This is a genomic window from Streptomyces mesophilus, assembly GCF_011044995.1.
Taxonomy (GTDB): Bacteria; Actinomycetota; Actinomycetes; order Streptomycetales; family Streptomycetaceae; genus Streptomyces; species Streptomyces mesophilus.
Genome location: NZ_JAAKZW010000147.1, coordinates 1 through 20559, shown reverse-complemented (window position 1 = coordinate 20559; position 20559 = coordinate 1). Strand labels below are relative to the sequence as shown.

The 20559-nt window shown below is 69.8% G+C and carries 17 protein-coding genes; 8 read left to right on the top strand and 9 right to left on the bottom strand.

Annotated features, from left to right (window positions below; translation table 11 throughout):
• The first annotated feature begins 87 nt into the window (after positions 1-87).
• Complete coding sequence (locus G6045_RS27635; protein WP_165334840.1) at positions 88-432, top strand: hypothetical protein; 345 nt, start codon at positions 88-90, stop codon at positions 430-432.
• Between the two features lie 9 nt (positions 433-441).
• On the opposite strand, the gene G6045_RS27630 is transcribed toward G6045_RS27635, so the two are convergent.
• The 4 genes from G6045_RS27630 to G6045_RS27615 all read right to left on the bottom strand — a co-directional run bounded on the left by G6045_RS27630 (position 442) and on the right by G6045_RS27615 (position 4760).
• Positions 442-1194: a phosphatase PAP2 family protein gene (locus G6045_RS27630; protein ID WP_165334839.1), complete on the bottom strand. Its 753-nt coding sequence runs from the start codon at positions 1192-1194 to the stop codon at positions 442-444.
• Positions 1195-1441: 247 nt separating this feature from the next.
• The gene (locus G6045_RS27625; RefSeq protein WP_165334838.1) at positions 1442-2473 is read right to left on the bottom strand and encodes a C40 family peptidase; all 1032 of its coding nucleotides are present in this window, start codon (positions 2471-2473) and stop codon (positions 1442-1444) included.
• Between the two features lie 145 nt (positions 2474-2618).
• Positions 2619-3947: an FtsX-like permease family protein gene (locus tag G6045_RS27620; protein WP_165334837.1), complete on the bottom strand. Its 1329-nt coding sequence runs from the start codon at positions 3945-3947 to the stop codon at positions 2619-2621.
• Between the two features lie 3 nt (positions 3948-3950).
• Complete coding sequence (locus G6045_RS27615) at positions 3951-4760, bottom strand: ABC transporter ATP-binding protein (protein WP_165334836.1); 810 nt, start codon at positions 4758-4760, stop codon at positions 3951-3953.
• A gap of 291 nt (positions 4761-5051) precedes the next feature.
• Here G6045_RS27615 and G6045_RS42220 point away from each other — a divergent pair, with 291 nt between their 5' ends.
• Positions 5052-5729 carry a L,D-transpeptidase gene (locus tag G6045_RS42220; protein ID WP_328707919.1) on the top strand — a complete coding sequence of 226 codons (678 nt, stop codon included), beginning with the start codon at positions 5052-5054 and terminating at the stop codon, positions 5727-5729.
• Positions 5730-5818: 89 nt separating this feature from the next.
• On the opposite strand, the gene G6045_RS27605 is transcribed toward G6045_RS42220, so the two are convergent.
• Positions 5819-7282 carry an Ig-like domain-containing protein gene (locus tag G6045_RS27605; protein WP_165334834.1) on the bottom strand — a complete coding sequence of 488 codons (1464 nt, stop codon included), beginning with the start codon at positions 7280-7282 and terminating at the stop codon, positions 5819-5821.
• 172 nt (positions 7283-7454) lie between these two features.
• Positions 7455-8927, bottom strand: coding sequence for a methyltransferase (locus tag G6045_RS27600; protein ID WP_165334833.1), 1473 nt, complete (start codon positions 8925-8927; stop codon positions 7455-7457).
• Between the two features lie 139 nt (positions 8928-9066).
• Here G6045_RS27600 and G6045_RS27595 point away from each other — a divergent pair, with 139 nt between their 5' ends.
• From G6045_RS27595 to G6045_RS27580, 4 genes are all read left to right on the top strand, one after another.
• Positions 9067-9306, top strand: a complete 240-nt coding sequence (locus tag G6045_RS27595) for a hypothetical protein (RefSeq protein ID WP_165334832.1) — start codon at positions 9067-9069, stop codon at positions 9304-9306.
• Between the two features lie 217 nt (positions 9307-9523).
• A complete protein-coding gene (locus G6045_RS27590; protein ID WP_165334831.1) occupies positions 9524-9964 on the top strand; it encodes a hypothetical protein in 441 nt (146 codons plus the stop codon).
• A 27-nt stretch (positions 9965-9991) separates the two neighbouring features.
• Complete coding sequence (locus G6045_RS27585; RefSeq protein WP_165334830.1) at positions 9992-12274, top strand: hypothetical protein; 2283 nt, start codon at positions 9992-9994, stop codon at positions 12272-12274.
• Positions 12275-12405: 131 nt separating this feature from the next.
• Positions 12406-12963 (top strand): hypothetical protein, encoded by a 558-nt coding sequence (locus G6045_RS27580; protein WP_165334829.1) that lies wholly within the window; start codon positions 12406-12408, stop codon positions 12961-12963.
• A 29-nt stretch (positions 12964-12992) separates the two neighbouring features.
• Here the strand turns inward: G6045_RS27580 and G6045_RS27575 are convergent, their stop codons facing one another.
• Together G6045_RS27575 and G6045_RS27570 are read right to left on the bottom strand one after the other, a co-directional pair.
• On the bottom strand, positions 12993-14246 hold the full coding sequence (locus G6045_RS27575; RefSeq protein WP_165334828.1) for a serine hydrolase domain-containing protein: 1254 nt from the start codon (positions 14244-14246) through the stop codon (positions 12993-12995).
• A gap of 133 nt (positions 14247-14379) precedes the next feature.
• On the bottom strand, positions 14380-14937 hold the full coding sequence (locus G6045_RS27570; RefSeq protein WP_165334827.1) for a DUF6294 family protein: 558 nt from the start codon (positions 14935-14937) through the stop codon (positions 14380-14382).
• A 211-nt stretch (positions 14938-15148) separates the two neighbouring features.
• Here G6045_RS27570 and G6045_RS42215 point away from each other — a divergent pair, with 211 nt between their 5' ends.
• Together G6045_RS42215 and G6045_RS27560 are read left to right on the top strand one after the other, a co-directional pair.
• A complete protein-coding gene (locus G6045_RS42215) occupies positions 15149-17869 on the top strand; it encodes a helix-turn-helix transcriptional regulator (RefSeq protein ID WP_165334826.1) in 2721 nt (906 codons plus the stop codon).
• Positions 17870-18038: 169 nt separating this feature from the next.
• The gene (locus tag G6045_RS27560; RefSeq protein WP_165334825.1) at positions 18039-20246 is read left to right on the top strand and encodes a discoidin domain-containing protein; all 2208 of its coding nucleotides are present in this window, start codon (positions 18039-18041) and stop codon (positions 20244-20246) included.
• On the opposite strand, the gene G6045_RS27555 is transcribed toward G6045_RS27560, so the two are convergent.
• Positions 20237-20559: ATP-binding protein (locus G6045_RS27555; RefSeq protein ID WP_165334824.1), on the bottom strand; the 323-nt coding region annotated here is incomplete at its 5' end. The genes G6045_RS27560 and G6045_RS27555 overlap by 10 nt on opposite strands.

Below are 20559 nucleotides of genomic sequence, written 5' to 3'. Positions count from 1 at the left end.
CCCCGACACACCCTCCGCTGGCCCAACCCCACCCCCAGAGGTCCCCTGGACGCACCGGTCACCACCGCAACCCGAGGGCAGGTCACCATGACAAAGAGAACCCGTACCCGAATAGCCCCCCTCGGCTCCATCGCCGCCGCAGCCATACTGCTCGCGGCCGGCGCCGGCCCCGCGGCCGCCGCCTCCGGCACCGGAGAGTTCGCCGCCGCCCACCCCGAGGCAGGACCGCTGGCCCTCGCCTCGGCAGCGGTCGCCGCCGCGGCCGGCGGCTACGGCCTGAAGCTGATGCGCAGACGTCACACGGAGCCGGCGCACACAGAGCTCGCGCCCGTCGAGAGCGCGGCCACCCACAACGCGGACACCGAGAGCCAGGCCCGACAGCCCGCCCCCGAACGCCAGTTGACCGCCGGAGCCATCAACTCCGCGGGCTGACCCGGGCAGTCACGCCGCCAGATCGTTCCGCCCCGACCCCGTATCCGTGGCGTCGTCCGCCACCCGCGGCTCGGGAAGGTCCACGGCCGGGTGCGGCAGCGGGACCCGGCGGGCCCGTACGAGAAAACCGGCCCGCGAGCGGCTGACCGCCGTCACGACCGGGGTCAGCAGGGCCATCGCCAGCGGTGCGAGCAACAGCGTCGTCGCCGTGCCGAGCGCGAAACCGCCCACCACGTCCGTCGGATAGTGCACGCCCATGAACACCCGGCAGAAGCCCTCGACGAGCGCGAGTGCGATGCCGATCAGGCCGAACTTCCGGTTGGCGACGAAGAGTCCGACGCCGAGCGCCATCGCGAGCGTGGCGTGGTCGCTGACGAACGAGAAGTCGCTCTTGCCGTCGACGAGCAGCTCTAGGCCGCTGTGGTCGACGAAGGGGCGCGGCCGCTCGACGAAGCCGCGGATCGGGATGTTGATAAGCACCGCGATGCCCGCGGCCAGCGGCGCCCAGACGAGACCGGCGACCGACACCTCGGGTTCGGGGCGGCGCCTGACCGAGGCCCAGCACCACAGCACGAGGACGACCAGGGCGATCAGCAGTCCGTACTCGCCGACGAAACCGATCGCGCGGTCGAGCCAGTCGGGGGTGGACTTGGTGAGCCCGTTGATGTCGTAGAGCAGATCGATATCGGGGTTGGACGCGCCGTCGACGGCGAGCTCCGGTCCGGCGGACGCGCCGGGAACGGCGCTCTCCACTCCAGCCATGGTGCCGCGGCCCCTTGTCTCGTCGTGGGCGCGTGCGTACGCGCCCGGATCTCAACCCCCGTGCTTCAGCTTGGTCAGTGCGTCTGCCGTGCGGTGTCGGGAACCAGTGTTGCGGTCCGTCGCCGGGAGAACGGTCACTTCCCCTTGTTAGGTTCCACTCTCCACCGAAAGATCACTCGGACGTTATCGAAGAGTGACTCATCGTTGCAGCTCAGAGGGCCCGTCCTAGCGCAGGGTTTCGGCCAACTCACGCGCCCGCGGCCGCCTCCGCAATGCCCTCGCGCGCTCCCGCGAGGGCCTGCGCCCCGTCCTGTGTGACGCGGGTCGCACCGAAGTAGTCGGGGGTGTCCACCGGCGCGAAACGGATCACCGCACCGGGCCGCGGCGCATCGATCATGTAGCCGCCGCCGACATAGATCCCGACGTGCCGGATGGCCCGTGAATTGGTCAGGTCGTCCGAGAAGAACACCAGGTCACCGGGGAGGAGTTCGCTCCGCTTGGGGTGCGGTCCCGCGTTGTACTGATCGTTGGCCACGCGCGGCAGCGTCACGCCGACCGTGTCGTACGCGGCCTTCGTCAGACCCGAGCAGTCGAAGCGTCCGTCGTCCGCCGCGGTGCCGTCGCCGCCCCACAGGTACTCCGTGCCCAGCTGCTCCTGCGCGAACGAGATCGCGCCGGCCGCCTGCCGGGAGGGGCTTACTCGGCCAACAGGGCGCGCGAAGCTCTTCTCCAGGGTCGTGATGGTCTTCACATAGTTCTGGGTCTCGCGATACGGGGGTACGCCGCCGTACTTGATGACCGCGTACGCCCCCGCGTTGTACGCCGCCAGCATGTTGTGCGTCGGGTTGCCCGGCGCGTCCTTCACATAGCCGGCGAGCTTGCAGTCGTACGAAGCGGCGGACGGGATCGCGTCGTTGGGATCCCAGACGTCCCGGTCCCCGTCCTTGTCCCCGTCGAGCCCATGCGCGGCCCAGGTCCCGGGGATGAACTGCGCTATGCCCTGCGCCTCGGCGGGGCTCTGCGCCTTCGGGTTCCAGCCGCTCTCCTGGTACAACTGCGCGGCGAGCAGGGCCGGATTGATGGCGGGGCAGAGATTGCCCCACTTCTGTACGAGCGGCTGGTACGCGGCCGGCACGGCGCCCTTGGCGAGGCCGACGGCCCCCTTGCCCACCCCGTTGGAGAGATTGCCCGCGACCATGAAGGTGCCGACGACCAGCAGCAGCACGAAGCTGACTCCGCCGCCCGCAAAAGCGGCTGTGACCAGCCAGGCCTTACGCATCGTCCACCGCCCTTCACGCACAGGAAGTCCGCCGCGCCCAGTGTATGGGCGGGCGGACTTCTGTTCGTGGACCTGTGGACAACTGCTCGGAAGCCTTGTGGACAACCGTGGGGAATCAGCCAACTCCCCAGGTGGGGCGGCCGATTCACGCCGCCAGCGCCACCGCCTCCACCGCGGGCGTCCGCAGCTGGCGCCAGGCGGTCGCCATGCTCGTGCCGATCGTGACCGTGGCCGCGATGCCGGCCACGGCCAGCCAGATGCCGAGCCCCTGGCCGGGCAGTACCTGGTCGGTCCGTACGGTCGTGAAGGCCACGATGCCCGCGAAGCCGGTGAGCGAACCGAGGGCGACCCCGGTCACCGTGAGGACCGCGCTCTCGGCGCCCACCATCGCGAGCACCTGGCGGGGTGTGGCTCCGGCGAGGCGCTGCTGGCCGAACTCCCGTACGCGATAAGAGGTCGCCGCGTACAGGGTGTTGATCAGCATGATGCAGCAGAAGGCCACGATGATCCCGACGACCGCGTAGTTGAGCGTCTCCAGGGTCTTGGCGTCGGCGGCCTTGACCAGGCCCGAGGCCTTCACCGTGTCGTTCTCGACGCCCTGCATGTAGAGGGTGGCGACCGCCATGCCGGTGAAGAGGATCAACGGCATGAGGACGTTGGAGAGTTGAGCGGCGCGCTGCCGCATGTTGCGCACGGTCAGATAGCCGCCGGCCCCGGCGAGCGCGGTGATCGGGCCCTCGAGGACGCTCAGCACGCCCGGCAGGATCCGCGTCGAGAACAGCGCGCAGCCCACCGAGAGCAGGATCGCGCCGTACGCGGGCGGCGCCATCATGATCTCGGCGTCCGAGTCGAGGAGGAACGTCGCCGACACGCTGAGGGCTCCGGCCACCAGCGCCGCGTAGGCGAAGAAGGTCCGCCCCCTGCCGGGCCGCCTGCCGGCCGCACGGCCCGCTCGCCGTACGGCGAGGAAGGCGGCGCCCACCGAGGCGAGCAGCGTGATGTCGAACCCGGTGGCGAGCGCGATCGCCCCGAAGGAGTGCTCGACCGAGCCGGCCACCTGTCCGCTGTCCTGGAACACGTCGAGCAGCAGCTGCCCGCCGAACATCGCGGGCACGACCGCGAGCGCGGCACCGAGCAGCGCGACCGCAACGGCCTCGCCGACGATCATGCGCTTGATCTGCGCGGGAGTCGCCCCGGTGGTGCGAAGCAGTTCGATCTCCTCGCTGCGCTGCCGTACGGCGACGGTCAGCGTCGAGGCGACGGCGAAGAAGACGAGGAGGCTTCCGTAACCGCCCACGACGCTCGCGGCGACCGTCAGCGTCTCGGCGCTGCGGTCGTCGACCCCGGCGCCCGCGGCCGTGTCGTGCATCGAGTTGAAGGTCATGATGATCAGCGCGCCCAGGAACGAGCTGAACAGCGTGGCGGCGAACCGCCCGGGCCGCTGCCGAATGGACCGCATGGCCAGCGCGAACATCGCTCACACCCCCAACTGGGCCGCGTAGTCGGACCCGTTGATGTCGTCGCCGAGATGCGCGAGCCGCTCCGCGACCGCGTCGACCGTCGGCCGTTCCATGTGCCCGGCGATCCGCCCGTCCGCGAGAAAGACGACCGAGTCGGCATACGAGGCGGCCACCGGGTCATGGGTCACCATGACGACCGTCCGGCCGTGCACCCGTACCGCCTCCTGAAGCAGGTGCAGGACGTCGCGCGCGCTGCGGATGTCCAGCGCGCCGGTGGGCTCGTCGGCGAAGACCACGGCCGGCTCGGTGACCAGCGCCCGTGCGATGGCGACGCGCTGCCGCTGTCCGCCCGACAGCTCGTCGGGCCGGTGCTTCAGGCGCCCTGCGAGCCCGACCTGCTCCAGTACGGAGCGGGCCTTGGCCTTGTCGATCCTGCGGCCCGCGAGCTTGAGCGGAAGGACGGTGTTCTGCGCGACGGTGAGCGTCGGCAGCAGGTTGTACTGCTGGAACACGAACCCGATCCGCCGGCGCCGGAACTTGGTGAGCTCGGCCTCGCTGCCCTTGCCCATCTCCTCGCCGGCCACCATGACGATGCCGCTGTCGGGCCGTTCGAGCCCGGCCGCGCACTGCAGGAGCGTGGTCTTCCCGGACCCTGACGGGCCCATCACGGCGGTGAACGTCCCGCGGCCGAGGGACAGACTCACGCCGTCCAGCGCCCGTACCGCGCTCTCGCCCTCGCCGTAGCTCTTGCTGACCTTGACGAGCCGCAGGGCTTCGTCGGTCCCCCGCCCGGAGGCGCCCGTCTTATCCCTCTTGCTTCCAAACATCTCAGCCTCTTCATGCCGGTTTGGCGTGCTTTCCCTTGCCGTACTTCGAAGGTAGGGAGCGGGGCTCGGCGGCACATTGGGTGTGGGGCCCGGAACGGGGTGGTGGTGGGTACACCCCCGGACAGCGGGTTTGCCCGCCGGCCGCCCCCGGGGTTGGGCCGTTTGCTGTCACCGAACCCCCCTCTTGGCTCAGCTGACGATGCGTCAAGAGCGTGGACGGATCAGCGTATGAACGCGAAGGGTCCTCCTGAACGGCACGAAAGGCGGCACATGGAACTCAGGCGCGCTTGGGTGGGCGCTGTGACAGGCGTCGTCGGCTTCTCGGTGGCCTGGACGGGCGCGCTCCCCGCGGCTGCCGCCTCCGGCCGTACGGCCGTGGGCCAGGGGTGTGTGGTGGCGACGGGCCCCCATCAACACCCGGTCGAGAAGCTGCTCCGGTTGCGGGCGGACGGCAGCCAGTCGCTGAAGGACTGCCAGGCGATTCAGGCGTTCCAGCGCCGGGAGGGCCTCAAGCCCGCCAATGGATACGCGAGCCGCGCCACGCTCCACATGCTGACGGTGGCCACGGCCCGCAAGAACCCGAACGCCGGCGGACGCTGTCCGGTCCGTAAGCGGCGGGTGGCCTGTGTGGACCTGGCGCGGCAGCTGATGTGGGTGCAACGGGGCCGCAAGGTGGTCTACGGAACCGTGCCGATCCGCAGCGGCCGCGCGGGACTGGAGACCCGCAAGGGATGGCACACGGTGTTCCGTAAGAAGCGGGACGACATCTCGACCCTGTACGACAACGCCCCGATGCCGCACTCCCAGTACTTCTCGCGCGGTCAGGCCATCCACGGTTCGCTGAGCAACCTGTTCAGCGGGCCCGGCTCGGCGGGCTGTGTGAACCTGCGGCCCGGGGACGCGGCGCGGCTGTACAAGGTGCTGCAGGTCGGTGACGCGGTGGTCGTCTTCGGCCGCAAGCCGCGCTGAGCACGCGGGCCTCTCTTGCGCACCGTGGGGGCGCGACCGGATCGGTCGCGCCCCCACGGGCTCAGTGCTCAACCAGCTTGTCTACCGCGTCACTTCTTGCCGTACTTCGGCGGGCAGTACGTGCGGTACAGCTTCGACGGGTTCGAGGTGACCCCGTCCTTGGTGACGGTCGCCGTCAGCTCGGTGCACGGCGGCAGCGGCTTCTTGGGCTTGCAGGACCACGTGCCGTCCGCCTTGACCGTCGCGGTGCAGACGACGTTGCCGTCCTGGTCGCGGACGGTCACCGTGGCGGGGTCCTCGACCTTGGACTTGCCCGTGACCGGCTTCTTCTCCCCCGCGTCGGTGATCACCGGCGGGCTGAGACACGGCTCGCCGACTTCCACCGTGTGCGTCCCGGCGTCCGAGGTCACTCCGCCCTTCTCCTGCGTGGCGGTGAACACGTTCGGGCCGCACGGCAGGAGCTCGGTGGGCGTGCAGGACCAGCTGCCGTCGGCCTCGACGGTGGCCGTGCAGACGGTGTTGCCGTCCTTGTCCTTCACCGTGACCACGGCGCCGGGCTCACCCTCGCCCTCGAGGTCGCCGGTGACCGGGCCCGTGATGGTCGGGGGCTCGAGCAGGCGCCACTGGAGCTTGACGGTGCCGTTCTTGCCGTCCTGCTGAGCCCGGACCGCGGCGGCGCCGCCGCCCTCCGTGGTCGTGCCCGTGACCCCGAGAGCGGTGTTGACGTAACCGGATCCGCCGCCACCTCCGGCGTCACCGAGTCCGAGGTTGGGGGCGCAGCCGCCGCCACCGCCGCCGTACCAGCCGCCGCCACCGCCGCCGCCCGAGTCGGAGTCGCCGCCGAAGCCGGCCTTGCCGCCCTGGAACTTGGCGCCCACCTCGGGCGCCGTGGTGCAGGCGCGTCCGATGTCTCCGGCCGCTCCGCCGGCGCTCTGCGTACCGCCGCCGCCGTTCGTGGGCAGCGTGCCCGCGCCTCCGGTGGTGCCGCCACCGTCACCGCCGGCCGCACCCGCCTGACCGGAACCACCGGGCGCACCGCCGCCGCCGCCGGCGATGGCCAGCGGGTTCGTCGTGCCCGAGTCCTTCCACAGCGCGCTCAGACCGCCGCCGCCCGCGCCCGAACGCGTACCGCGCCCGCCGTGGCCGCCGCCCATGTAGCCGCCGAGGCTCGTGCTGGCGCCCGACTTTCCGCCGCCGCCGACGGTCACCGACAGGGTGTCGCCCGGCTTGACCGGCATGGTCGCGGTGGTCAGACCGCCGGCGCCACCGTGCTGATTGGCGATCGGGGCACCACTGCCGCCACCCGAAGCACCCTTGAGCTCAGCCTTCAGCTCGATGGCCTTCTCGGGCACGGTGAAGGACTGCCGGGAGCCCGTGAAGTTGAACAGCTGACAGCCGGTGTACGGGGCGGTGGGTGTGCAGGCCGCCTTCCCTCGCATCGCGTCCGCGCCCTGCCCGGAGCCGGGCGCGGCCGCTGCCGGCACGCTCCCCACGGCCAGGAATGCGGCCGCCGCCATGGCGACCAGCGCGGACGTGCTTCTGACAGCACGCATCAATGGATCTCCTCGTTCTCGCAGGTGTGAAGGGCGCCCGTTGCGTTGACGATCGGGACACTCGGGCCACGCCTACACCCGCGCTGACGCGGAGACCGGGAGCTGGGTCCCGTATTGCATCCGGTGGGTGAGTAACTTCGCTCCCCCGTGCAATGACGGGCGTACGTCCCCCTCAGCCGGGGATCAAAGCCCCCCGCTCCACCAGCCGGGCCACCTCCGGCAGCGCGGCCAGGACCAGGCGGCTGCGGTCCGTGCCCTCCGCCTCCGCGAGCCGGGTCAGCTGGTCGCCCAGGGTCTCGTCGGGGCGGCCGCTGCCGCCGATCAGGGCGACGCCGAGCGGTGTGGTGCGCTCGTTCCAGTTGAGGCCGTCCGAAGGGATCTTCAGAAGCTGCTGATTGAGGTGCCAGCCGCCCGGCCCTGACACGGAGTCGGGACGCAGACCCGCCTCCTGCCAGAGCCGTACGCCCGGGCCCGGACGGAAGTGCGCAGTCAGCGGGTCGTGGTCGCGCAGCCAGTCCTGCCGCGTGAACCAGTCCGCGACCTGGCCGCCGGTCAACTCGGCCGCCTCCGGCGACAGTTCCTCGATCCGTACGACGGGATCGTGACGGTCCGTACGGCGCAGCACCACCGTTCCCGTCCCCACACCCGTGATCTTCCGGTCCTCGAACCAGCGCAGCCACGACTCACGTTGCCCCAAGTGCTCCTCGCCACCGCTCTGTTCGAGCCAGTGGTCCACGTACGCGCGCGCGTCCGTCACGCCGCGCTGCACGATCCAGGCGTCGAGGCCCGAGCCGGCGGGCAGCCAGTGCGCCACGCGCTCGCGCCAGTCCTCGCCCGCGACATGGGCCCAGTTCGCACGGAACTGCAGATGGCCGCCTTCGGTCAGCAAGTCCGGTGCGGCGGCGACGAGTTCGGCACACATCGCGTCGCCCGGACGGCCGGAGTCGCGGTACACGCAGTGGACGGTGCCGGGGCCCACCGCGTACGGCGGGTTGGAGACGACGAGGTCGAAGCGGCGGCCCGCGACGGGCTGGGCCATATCGCCTTCGAGGACCTCCCAGTCGAGCTCGTTCAGCGCGGCCGTGGTGGCGGCGAAGCGCGCGGCACGGGCCGAGAGGTCGGTGGCGACCACGGTGTCGGCCTGGTCGGACAGGTGGAGGGCCTGCACCCCGCACCCGGTGCCGAGGTCGAGCGCGGCCTTGACCCGGTGGCCGAGGGTCGCGCGCCGCAGCAGGGTCGCGGTCGGTCCGATCGGCAGCACCCGGTCCGCGCGCCGGTCGCGCGCCTCGGGCCGCAGGAAGAGCGGGAAGTCGGAGACCGCCCACCACTTCTCGTACGGATGCAGATAGACCGCAGCCCGCACCAGGCCCTCGCCCGCCGGCTCCAGAAGCGGTACGACGGCCTCGTCGACCTGGACGATCGGGATGCTGCGGCCGCACATGAACAGCCGGATGAGCATGCCCAACGGATCGCTCTCGCCGAGTAGTTGGAGTGCCGGTTCGGGGTCGTAGCGATTGAGGGCGTGGGCCGCTTCGATGCCGATCCGCGTGACGATCCCGTCCCGCGTGTAGCCGTACTGCAACAGGACATCGCGCAGTGCCGCGGTGGCCTGAGGCGTGAGCAAAGGCTCTGTGCTGGTCGTCATATGAGGGTATTCGGCGGGCAATCCACCCGTCTTGACCCTTACTCCATGCGGTTAATGCCATTGAGCGAACGGAATGAACTGACCTTGCCACTCGGCGAGTTGAGATCAACAGCCCGATTCGCCCTGCTATGGAGTCCTCATGGAATCCAGCACCACCACCCAGACCCGGCGCCTGCGCGCGGGCCTCGCGGGCGGACTGATCTGCGTCGGTTCGGTCCTCACGATGCCGTACGCGACGGCCGCGAACCCTTCGGAGCGCGAGGTCATCGCCCCGGCCCAGGACACGGGCCCGGCATCCCCCGCGGGAGCGACCACGACGGGCCACCCCGCGGGCTCGGAACCCCACGCGGGCTTCGGCCCGCTGGGTACGACACTCTGAAGCTCCGCCCGGCTTTCCCGCCCCGACCGCCCTCGTCATCCACAGGCTGTGGATGACGAGGGCGGCGCCATGTGCGAGCGGATCACCGGTGTGCCCGTTCCCCCCAGGTCGGTGTCAAAGCTTCACAGGTTGCCCTTGCAATCCGCGCTTTGCGCTTCATAGGCTCTTGGCGGTTTCGGCTGCCCACAGCCGATGGCGGACGGCGGGGGAGCCGAGTATGTCCTGGGACGAATGGGAGCAGCTGAAGGCCGACGCGGCCGGGCGCCAAGACGAGCGGATGCAGCTGAACCAGCTGCCCGCCGAAGGTGGCGGCGGCGGCGGCGGAGGCGGCGGGGGCAAGGACCTCGTCGTTCGCGACAACGAACTCGGCAAGCTGGGCAAACTGGCCTACGACCTGCGCGAGCGCTTCCGTACCGACAGCGACCTCGCCCGGCCGAGCACCTTCGACGCCTCGATCGAACTCTTCAACGACGGCCTCGACACCGGCTCGGCGCTCACCGAACTCCACGACGCCTGGAACAGCAAGACCCGCACCGTGAAGGAAGCCTGCGCCCACATCTCCAACGGCCTGGACTTCGCGCGCTCGCAGCACGCGAAGGACGACGTCAAGATCGAGACCGCGATCAGGTCGTCGGTCATCGAGAGCTACCTGAAGTAGGGGGAACAGGTGCTTACTGTCGCGGAGTTGACCGAACTACGCCTGGGGAAGCTGAAGGAAGCCGTCGACACCTGGTCGTCCATGGTGGGCAAACTGCAGCAGCTCGCGGACGGCAAGGCCGGCGGGATCTCCGCCTCGGCCCTGGCCCAGCAGGCGAACGGCGCGGACTGGACCGGTGTCAACGCGACGGTCACGCGCACCTTCATCACGAACAGCTCGCGCGAGTTCGACCATGCGGCCGCCGAGGCCAAGACCATCCACGGTCTGCTCCAGGACATCCACCACGACTTCGCCAAGCACAAGACCGACCTCAAGACCGCCCTGGCGGACGCGCGCGCGAAGAACATCCGCGTCCACCAGGACGGCTCGACCGAGGATGCCTACGTTCATTCGGTCGGAGACGGCGGCAACACGGACCCGGTGCCGCAGGCCGAGCTGACGGCCGCCGCCGAGAAGATCGGGCGGATCCTCTGGGAGGCCACGGAGACGGACCGGATCGCGGCCAAGGCCCTGCGCGACATCGCGAAGAACAAGCACGGCTTCGACAAGGGCGGCCCCGAGAACCTCGAAGCGGCGGACAAGCAGCAGGGCAAGGAAGCCGCGGCCTACTGGGCGAAGAAGATCAAGGAAGAGGATCCGGGCACCTGGAGCGATGACGAGCTCAAGCGCTTCAACGAGACGCTGAAGAACCAGCGGGACAACCCCGGCTTCACAGCGACTCTCGCCACAAGGCTGAGTGGCGAGGGCACCCTCGAGTTCTGGCGGGAGCTGGCCTCTCCGGCCGGCCCGCCGGTCGAGGTCGACCGCGCGAAGATGCTGGCGCAGGTCCAGGACAACCTGAGCATGTCCCTTGCGAACGCGACCAGCTCGAACGCCCCGGGTATGGACGGCTGGCAGCGCGAGGTGATTGCCGCCGGCGACAAACAGTTCCCGATCCGGGAGGGCCTGCAGGGCCCCTACGGTTACCAGATCGCCAGCAGCCTGATGCAGAAGGGCAAGTTCGACTCGGACTTCCTCAACGACTACGGCACGTCACTGATCGAGTTCGAACGGAAGAAGGGCAACGACTCGGTACTCGGCGAGCCGGGCGACCTGTGGCAGACCCCGTTCCAGCTCGACTATCCCCCCTCGGACAAGCCCAACGACCCGGTGGCCAACTTCCTCGACGGCCTGGCCCACAACCCGCAGGCCGCGGTGGAGTTCTTCGACGACTCGACGTCCGGCAAGGGGTTGGACGAGGTCAACAACCTGGCGTATCTGTCCGGGGCACCGGAAGAGGGCGGCGGGGCGGTCGAGAACCCGCGTAAGTGGCCGGAAGGCGAGGACGGCAAGCCGGCCGGGTACGCAAGCCTGGGGCACGCCCTGGAGTCGGCGACGCTGGGCTATGCGTACGACGACAAGACGCCGGAGATCCCCTCGCTGAAGGGTGAGGATGCCATCGCGGCGCGCGAAGAACGAACTGCATTGATGGGCAGGGTGGTCGACCACTACAACACTGCCGATCAGATCGACGGTCAGCCCGGGATGCGGGACAGCCTGGCGCGTATGGCGTCAGGGCATGTCGACAGCCTCACTTACTCGGTAGCCGGGTTCGGGACCAGCGCAAAAGAAGCCGAGATGACCGGTGAAAGGGTGCTGTTCGGTCTCAAGGAGAACGGCCTTGAAGACTTCGGTAAGAACGACTCCGCGTTCTTCCTGCGCGCGCTCGCCTCGGACCAGGACTCGTACAACACTGTTTCTGCAGCACAACAGATCTACGGGTCCAGCATCATGGCAGCTCAAGGCGATAACCAAACGGATGCTCTCGACGCCGGCCTGTACAGCGTCAAGGTGCACGGAATTCTCGACGATGGCCGCTTTGAAGCGATCGGCAAGGAATTCCAAGACGATGAAACAGCCAAGAACGAGGAGCTCGAGAAGGCGGCAGAATGGAGAAATTTCGCGGGAAGTGCCGTGACTGGCGTCGCGGTTGGTGTGGGAACCGCATTGGCTGTACCCACCGGCGGAGCCGCTTTGATCGCGGTTCCGATCGCCATCGAAACATTGGGCGGAGCCGCTGAGACAGCTTGGGCAACGAACACGATGGATTGGCTTGAGGAGCGCGAGTACGACAACAGCGCCGAATCTGCCAGGGGCATCGCAGAAGCACAGCGGGTCGGCGAGCACACCGCGACCACGCCGATCATGAACTATGCGGACTCGCAGGGCCTCTCTGCGCATGAAAAGACCCTGCTGGAAGAGCGCGCATACAACCACTACATACAGGGCAAAGACCTGCCTGATACGGACGCCGCGAGAGGCCACGGATGATGAGAAAGCACACTGTATCGACCCTGGCGCTCACGCTCCTTACAGTTTCCGGGTGTTCAGGAAGCGAAGAGCAGCCAAAGCCTGCGGAGTCCAAGCAGAGCATGTGCAGTCAGCTCCTGGGGGAATCCGGAATGGACTGGCTGAAGAACGAGACCAAAGGGCAGGAACTGAACTTCCGCTCACCCGAGAAACCGGCAGACGCTCGCACGCTGTTCCGACAGCAGGCAGCCGCCTGGGAACCTGACACCACGGGCGACACACCGCATTTCATCGACTCTGAGCTCTGCCAGGCCAGGACCAAGTCAGCCTCTGACACTAGCCCGTTGACCCTTCGGTTCGGCTCTTCCGTCGCCCCTTTCGATACCGACTTTGCCAAGCCGGTCGGCGACGGCATCAAGCGCACAGCCTTCGAAGCAGGACCTGACGTAAAGCTCGTCTACTGGCGAGAGCGCACCGACGGGTCGATGCAGTACTACGCCTACATCAAGTGTGGTGTTCCTGGCGCTGCGGCGAACCAAGCGACAGAAGTCCCTCTCCGCGGACACATGACGGACGGCCTGACCAAGGACGACAGCCACCGCGCCCATCTCCAGCACTTGCTCCACTCCACAAAGGTGGCGGCAGAAGAATTCGGCTGTACCAACAAGCCCGACATCCCCACCACCGTCCCCGCCTCCGTCAAAGACTGAAGCGGGGACAACGAACGGGGGCGGAGGGATCAGTCCTCCAGGGCCTGGTAGAGCGTTGTCCAGAAGTCGAGCATGAGCTGGATGCCGTACGGAGCCGAGGCGCCGACCTGGGTGCACAGGACCCCGACGACACCGTTCACCGGGTCCGCGTACGAGGACGTGCCGCTGCCGCCGTCCCAGCCGAACTGGCCGATCGGGGCGTAGTCGCCGACGTACGTACGGACCGCCATACCGAAGCCCCAACCCCCTTGCTGCCCCTGCCCGAACGAGATGTGCACCGCGTCCTTCGCCAGCTTCGTGCGGGCCGCCAACTGCGAGGCGTCGAGCTGGTTGGACGTCATCAGGGTGACGGCGGCACGGGAGAGAATGCGCGAGCCGTTGTGCACCCCGCCGTTCAGAAGCATGCGGAAGTACGCGTTGTAGTCGTCCGCCGTGGAGACCAGCCCACCACCGCCGCCCTCGAAGGCGGGCGGCGAGCACCAGCGACCGCCCTCGGGCTCGTCCCACGCGTGGAAATCGCCCGACTGCGGGTCCGGCGCGTACAGGGGCGGCAGCCGGTGGATCTGGTCCGCGGGCACGTAGAAGCCCGTGTCCTTCATGCCCAGCGGCTCGAAGATCCGCTCCCGCAGGAAGTCGCCGTACGACTGGCCCGCGACGCGCGAGACGAGCACGCCCACCACGTCATGACTGATCTGGTACTGCCAGCGCTCCCCCGGCTGATGCATCAGCGGCAGCGTGCCCAGCCGGCGCATGAACTCGTCCGGCTCCGGCATCGGCGTCGGCAGATTGGGCGTGAGCCCCTGCGCGAAGACCTCGTTCATGACCGGGGTGCCGATCGACGTCATATCCATACCGAGCCCGAACGTCGAGCTCAGCAGGTCTCGTACGGTGATCGGCCGGCGCGCCGGCTCGGTCTCGTCCAGCGGTCCGTCGAAGCGCTTGAGCACCTGCCGGTCGGCGAGCTCGGGCAGCCACTCGTCCACCGGGTCGTCCAGGCGCAGCCGGCACTCGTCGAGCAGGACCATCGCGCCGGCCATCGCGACGGGCTTCGACGTGGACGCCATGCGGAAGAGGGTGTCGCGGCTCATCGCCTCACCGCCGTCCCGGCTCATCGCCTCGCCGCCGTCGTGCCGCATCGTGCCGAGCACTTCGACGTGTGTCTCCTCGCCCCGGCCGACGAGTGCGACGAGGCCGGGAATCTTCGCGGATTCGACGTGCCGGGCGAGGACGTCGTGCAGTCGGCTCAGGCCTGACTTGGAGAATCCGGACGCGCTCTGGGGCATTGCCAATCTCCTTGTGTCCAGGGTGAGTTGCGATCATGGCACGCCGAAGAACCGGGCAGCGTTGGTTCCGCTGCCCGGTCCCTGATCGGTGGATCGGTGGATCGGTGGATCGGTGTACCGGCGAACTCCCCCGTCAGCAGTGGCGCGTCAAGCTGATGCTCCGGACGTCGTCCCACAGGTCGGCGGGGAAGTAGGCGTTGCGGCCCGCGGTGTAGATCTGGCCCGCCTCCGGCAGACCGATGACGAACTTGCGGGCGTCACCGGGGTTCCTGTCGGCGCGGAGGTAGCCGATCAGACCGCCCTGGTCGTCGAGCAGCTTCGCGTACATCAGCCAGGCGTCATCACCGCTGTTGCTCCCGAAGTGGCCCTTGAAGTACGCGTGTCCGTTGGAGTAGAGCTTCCAGGTCGCCCCGTACTTCCGCACGCAGTCGCCCGCGCGGGCCGAATTGAAGGTGAACGTCTGGCTGCTCAGCCCCGCCTTCGAGACGATCCCCTTCCCGTCGCCCGCCCCCGTTGCCCGGACCGTCTCGGTCGCCGTCTGCGTGACGGACTTCGAACCGGCCTTCTTGGGGCTGTCCTGCGGCGGCATCACCATCGCGACACCCAGGGTTCCGGCCGCCACTCCGAGAACGGCGACCCCGCCCAAAGTGCGGCGGTTCATCAGCTTCTTCGGCTTCTTCGTGTCGTTCATGAGTCTGTCCCCCGAGGGTTCCGCCCGAAGCCCCGTGCTGTCGCTCGGGACTTTCTCAGCATCGGGGCGATACGGGGGCACGGCACGAGTAGTCCACTACTCGATTCCGCAAGGGAGCGCACCGCCGCTACTCACTTCCGCGAAGGAGCGCGCAACCGCCTCTCGATCCAAAGGAGTTCCGGCCGACGACCACGGTCCCTATGCTCGGTGCGTGACGCCCGATTGGCCGCTTACCGGCCGCTCCGAGCACTTACGTACCATCGAGGACACGCTCAAAGCGGGGCGCGACCCCGTCGGAACCGTACTGATCGGACCACCGGGTGTCGGCAAGACCCGCCTGGCCAGGGAGGCCGTGGCCGGCGCCGCCCGGCGCGGCGCCCTGACGCACTGGGCCGCCGGGACCCCGGGCGCCCGCGCCGTCCCCCTCGGCGCCTTCGCCACCTGGGCCGCGCCCGTGGACACCGGAGCGGCCGAGGCCCTGCACCGCACGCGGCAGGCGCTGTGCCGGGGCGCGGGCCGCGGCGGGCTCGTGGTCGGGGTGGACGACGCGCAGCTGCTCGACGAGCTGTCCGCGCTCCTGGTCCAGCAGTTGGCGCTCGAGGGCGCTGTCGGTCTGGTCCTTACGGTCCGCTCCGGTGAGCCCGTACCGGAGGCGGTGTCGGGGCTGTGGCAGAGCGGGCGGCTGCGGCGGCTCGACGTCCCGCCGCTCGACCTCACGGAGTGCGGGCAGCTGCTCGCCTCGGTGCTCGGCGGTCCGGTGGATTCGGTCTCGGCGAAACGGCTGTGGCGCCTGACGGAGGGCAACGCCCTGTTTCTGCGCCACCTCGTCGAGGGCGAGCGGGCGGCGGGCGGTCTGTACGAGGCGGCGGAGACCTGGCGCTGGAAGGGCGTCCCCATGGTGACCCCCACCCTGGTCGATCTGATCGCGGCCCGTATGGGCGAACTCCCCGATTCCGTACGGGAGATCGTCGACCTGCTCGCCCTCGGCGAACCGCTCGACATCCGGCTGCTCGGCCGCCTGGTGCCGCCAGGAGCGGTGGATCCGGTCGAGGCCGCCGAGGAACGCGGCCTCGTCACCGTCACGCAGGACGAGGACGGCCGGCTCAACGCCCGCCTCGCGCACCCGTTGTACGGCGAGGTCCGCCGGGCAGGCCTCGGCACTCTGCGCGGACGGCGGCTGCGCGGCACGCTGGCCCGCGCCCTCGAACCCGGCAGCACGCTGGCCCGAGCCATCCAACCCCCCGGCACCGCCCGCGCGGACAGCACCTCCGGCACCTACGCCTGGGACGAGCCCACCGCGCCCCGGCTGCGCCGCGCCCTGCTCCGCCTCGACTCCGATCTGCCGCCCGACCCGACGCTCTCCCTGCGCTCGGCCCAGCAGGCGGCGCTCCTCGCCGACATGCCCCTGGCCGAACGCCTCGCACGGGCCGCTCTCGCGGCGGGCGGCGGATTCCCCGCACAGCTCGTCATCGCCACGGCCGTCGCGGCACAGACCCGCACCGGCGAACTCCCCACGGAATTGGCCCGGTTGGCCGACCTGGCACGCACCGACCTGGAGCACGTCCAAGCCGCCGTACCGCAGATCATGGGCCTCGCGCTGATCGCCGAGGACGCGGCGGCGGCCCACGGCGCGCTCGCGGCGACGAGCGCGCGGCTGCGGGATCCCGTCGCCCACCGCCACCTCGCCGCGATCCGCTCCTACCTCGGCATCCTCGGCGCGACCGGGGACGCGGACGCCCTGCGCGACACCGATACGGCGGCGCGGGCCGAGGAGCCCGAACCGGTCCTGCTCGCCCATCTCACCCGCACCATCGCCCATGCCGTACGCGGCCACGGCGGCCCGGCACGGGAGGCCGCGGCCAAGGCGCGGGAGGCGATGGAGCGCTCCTGGCAACTCGGCTATCTGCGCACCCCGCTGTCGCTCGCCGAGGTCGCCGCGGAGTGGCTGGCGGGACGGACCGCCGAGGCGGTGGCCCTGGCCGAGTCGTACGGGGAAGGGGATCTCAACATCCCGTTCGGCGCGGAGCTTTCCCACTGTGTCCTCGGCGAGGCCGTGCTCGAACAGGGCAGGCCCGCCGACGCCGAACGGCTGCTGCGGGACGCGGTCGGCGGGCTGCGCGAGCACGGCAACGCGGGCGGGTTCCTTCAGTTCTCCCTGGTGGCCCTGGCCCGCGCCCGCGCGCTGCTGGGCCAGGCGGGGCCGGCCCGGCACACCCTCACCCAGGCCGAGTCGGCCCACAGCCCGGTCTTCGCCGTACGCGACCCCGAGCTGTATGTGACGCGGGCCTGGACGGCGGCCGCGGAGGGCGCGCTCAGCGAGGCGGTGGGCCACGCCCGCGCCGGCGCCGAACTGGCCTGCTCACGCGGCCACTTCGCGTACGAGGTGTGGGCCCTGCACTGCGCGGTCCGCCTCGGGGACACGAGCCGGGCCACGGCCGAGCGGCTCGCCACGCTGGCGCGGGACGTGGAGGGACCGGCTGCCCACGGCGCCGGGCGCCATGCGGCGGCGCTGCTCGCGGACGACGGCGAGGCACTGCGCGCGGCCGCCCTCGCCCTCGCCGCAACCGGCGCGCCTGCCGCGGCCGCGGACGCCCACGCCCAGGCCGCCTCCGCGTTCCAGCGCGCCGGCCGTACGGGGTCCGCGGGTACGGAGTCCGCCGCGGCCGACCGTCTCGCCACGGACTGCCAGGGTCTGCGGACCCCGGCGCTGCTCGCCTGGGCCCGCCCCCTCCCCCTGACCCGTCGCGAACGCGAGATCGCCCTCCTCGCTGCGGCGGGCCACAGCAACCAGCAGATCGCGGACCGCCTCACGCTCTCCGTCCGCACGGTGGAGGGCCACCTGTACCGGCTCTCCGCCAAGCTCGGCGTCACCAGCCGCGCGGGCCTGGCCCGCGTGCTCGGCCTCCCGGGGACGGACGCGTCGCGCGCCTAACTCATGTGCCATGCACGGGAGTTCGGGACCCGTGCCCAACTCGCCACAGAACTCTCTCTCCTTAATCTAAGTCGAAAGAAAAGGCTGTCGCGCTTCTTGACCGCCGATGCGCGGCGGGGCAAACCTGGGGACCGCTCACTCCCTCTCAGGTATCCCAAAGGAGCCCCCCATGCCCGTGGGCATATCCATCGACGTGCCGCCACCGCCACGAAGAAGACTCCGCGACCTCAGGCTGCGGCGATTCACCGCCGGGGCACTGCTGTCCTCCCTGGCCGGCACCCTCCTCGCCGTCACTCCGGCAACTGGCGCGGCAGCTGCCGAGAGCCTTCTGTCGCAAGGCAGGACCACCACCGCGTCCTCCACCGAAGGCGCCGGTTACGCCGCGTCCGCCGCCGTCGACGGAAACCTCACCGGCACCCGCTGGGCGAGCCAGTGGCAGGACGACCAGTGGATCCAGGTGGACCTCGGCCGCAGCGCACAGCTCAGCCGGGCCGTCCTGACCTGGGAGGCCGCATACGGCAAGAGCTACGAGATCCTGGCATCCGACAACGGCACGGACTGGCGGACCGTGACGACGGTGAGCGCCGGCGACGGCGGCACCGACGAACTCTCCCTGTCCGGCTCCGGGCGCTACATCCGGATGAACGGCAAGGACCGGGCGACCGGATACGGGTTCTCGCTGTGGGAGTTCCAGGTGTACGGCAGCACGGACGGCGGCACGAACCTGCCCGGCGGCGGAGACCTCGGACCGAACGTCCATGTCTTCGACCCCTCGACGCCGGGAGTGCAGGCCAAGCTGGACGCCGTCTTCCAGGAACAGGAGTCGGCGCAGTTCGGCGCCGCCCGCCATGCGTTCCTGTTCAAGCCCGGGACCTACAACGGCCTCAACGCCCAGATCGGCTTCTACACCCAGATCGCCGGCCTGGGTCTGCGTCCCGACGACACCACCATCAACGGTGATGTGACCGTCGACGCGGGCTGGTTCAACGGCAACGCCACACAGAACTTCTGGCGCGGCGCGGAAGGCCTCGCCCTCAACCCGGTCAGCGGCACCAACCGCTGGGCGGTCTCCCAGGCTTCGTCCTTCCGTCGCATGCACGTCAAGGGCGGGCTGAACCTGGCGCCCAACGGCTACGGCTGGGCCAGCGGCGGCTACATCGCGGACAGCAAGATCGACGGCCAGGTCGGCAACTACAGCCAGCAGCAGTGGTACACCCGCGACAGCTCCATCGGCGGCTGGTCCAACTCCGTGTGGAACCAGACCTTCTCGGGTGTCGAGGGAGCCCCGGCCACCTCCTTCCCGGAGCCTCGCTACACGACCCTCGCCAACACCCCGATCTCCCGTGAGAAGCCGTACCTGATCTGGGAGGACAACCAGTACAAGGTGTTCGCTCCCGACAAGCGCACCAATGCCCGCGGCACCACCTGGTCGTCCGGCACGCCGCAGGGCAAGAAGCTCCCGCTGAGCAGCTTCTACGTGGTCAAGCCCGGCGCCACCGCCGCCACCATCAACCAGGCGCTCGACCAGGGCCTGCACCTGCTGTTCACACCGGGCGTCTACCACGTCGACCAGACGATCAACGTGAACCGGGCGGACACCATCGTGCTCGGCCTCGGCCTCGCCACGATCATCCCGGACAACGGCGTCACCGCCATGCGGGTAGCCGACGTCGACGGCGTACGCCTCGCCGGATTCCTGATCGACGCCGGCGCCGTCAACTCCCCGACGCTGCTCGAGGTCGGCCCCCAGGGCTCCGGCGCCGACCATGCCGCGAACCCGACCACCGTGCAGGACGTCTACATCCGCATCGGCGGCGCCGGCCCCGGCAAGGCCACCACCAGCATGGTGGTCAACAGCGACGACACCATCGTCGACCACACCTGGGTCTGGCGGGCCGACCACGGCGACGGAGTCGGCTGGGAGACCAACCGCGCCGACTACGGCGTCCGCGTCAACGGCGACGACGTCCTGGCGACCGGACTGTTCGTCGAGCACTTCAACAAGTACGACGTCGAGTGGTACGGCGAGCGCGGCCGCACCGTCTTCTTCCAGAACGAGAAGGCGTACGACGCCCCGAACCAGGCCGCCATCCAGAACGGCAGCACGCGAGGCTACGCCGCCTACCGCGTCGACGACTCCGTCGACACCCACGAGGCGTGGGGTCTCGGCAGCTACTGCTTCTACAACGTCGACCCCACCATCATTCAGGACCACGCCTTCAAGACCCCGGTCAAGCCCGGCATCAAGTTCCACAGCCTGCTGACCGTTTCACTGAGCGGCAACGGTCACTTCGACCACGTCATCAACGACACCGGAGCGTCCACCGTGCCCAACGGAAGCTCGACCGTCCCGTCCACGGTGGTCGCCTACCCGTAAGGCCCCGGGTGGGCGCATTCCGCCCAGAGGTACTTGCCGGGCCGCTGCAGCGTGTACGCGCCGTAGCGGTCCGCGCAGGCCTGCACGAGCATCAGCCCCCGCCCGCGCTCCCCTTGCGGCGCCTGCACGGGTACGCCGGCGAACGGGGGTGGGATCTGCGGATTCGCATCCCACACGCCGACCCGCAGCCCACCCCCGGGCCGCTCCCCGACCCGGAGCCCGTACGGCCCGCCGTCTCCGTACAGATGCGCATTGGTGACGAGCTCACTCGCCAACAGCTCTGCGGTGGGCGTGAGTTCGTCGAGCTCGTACG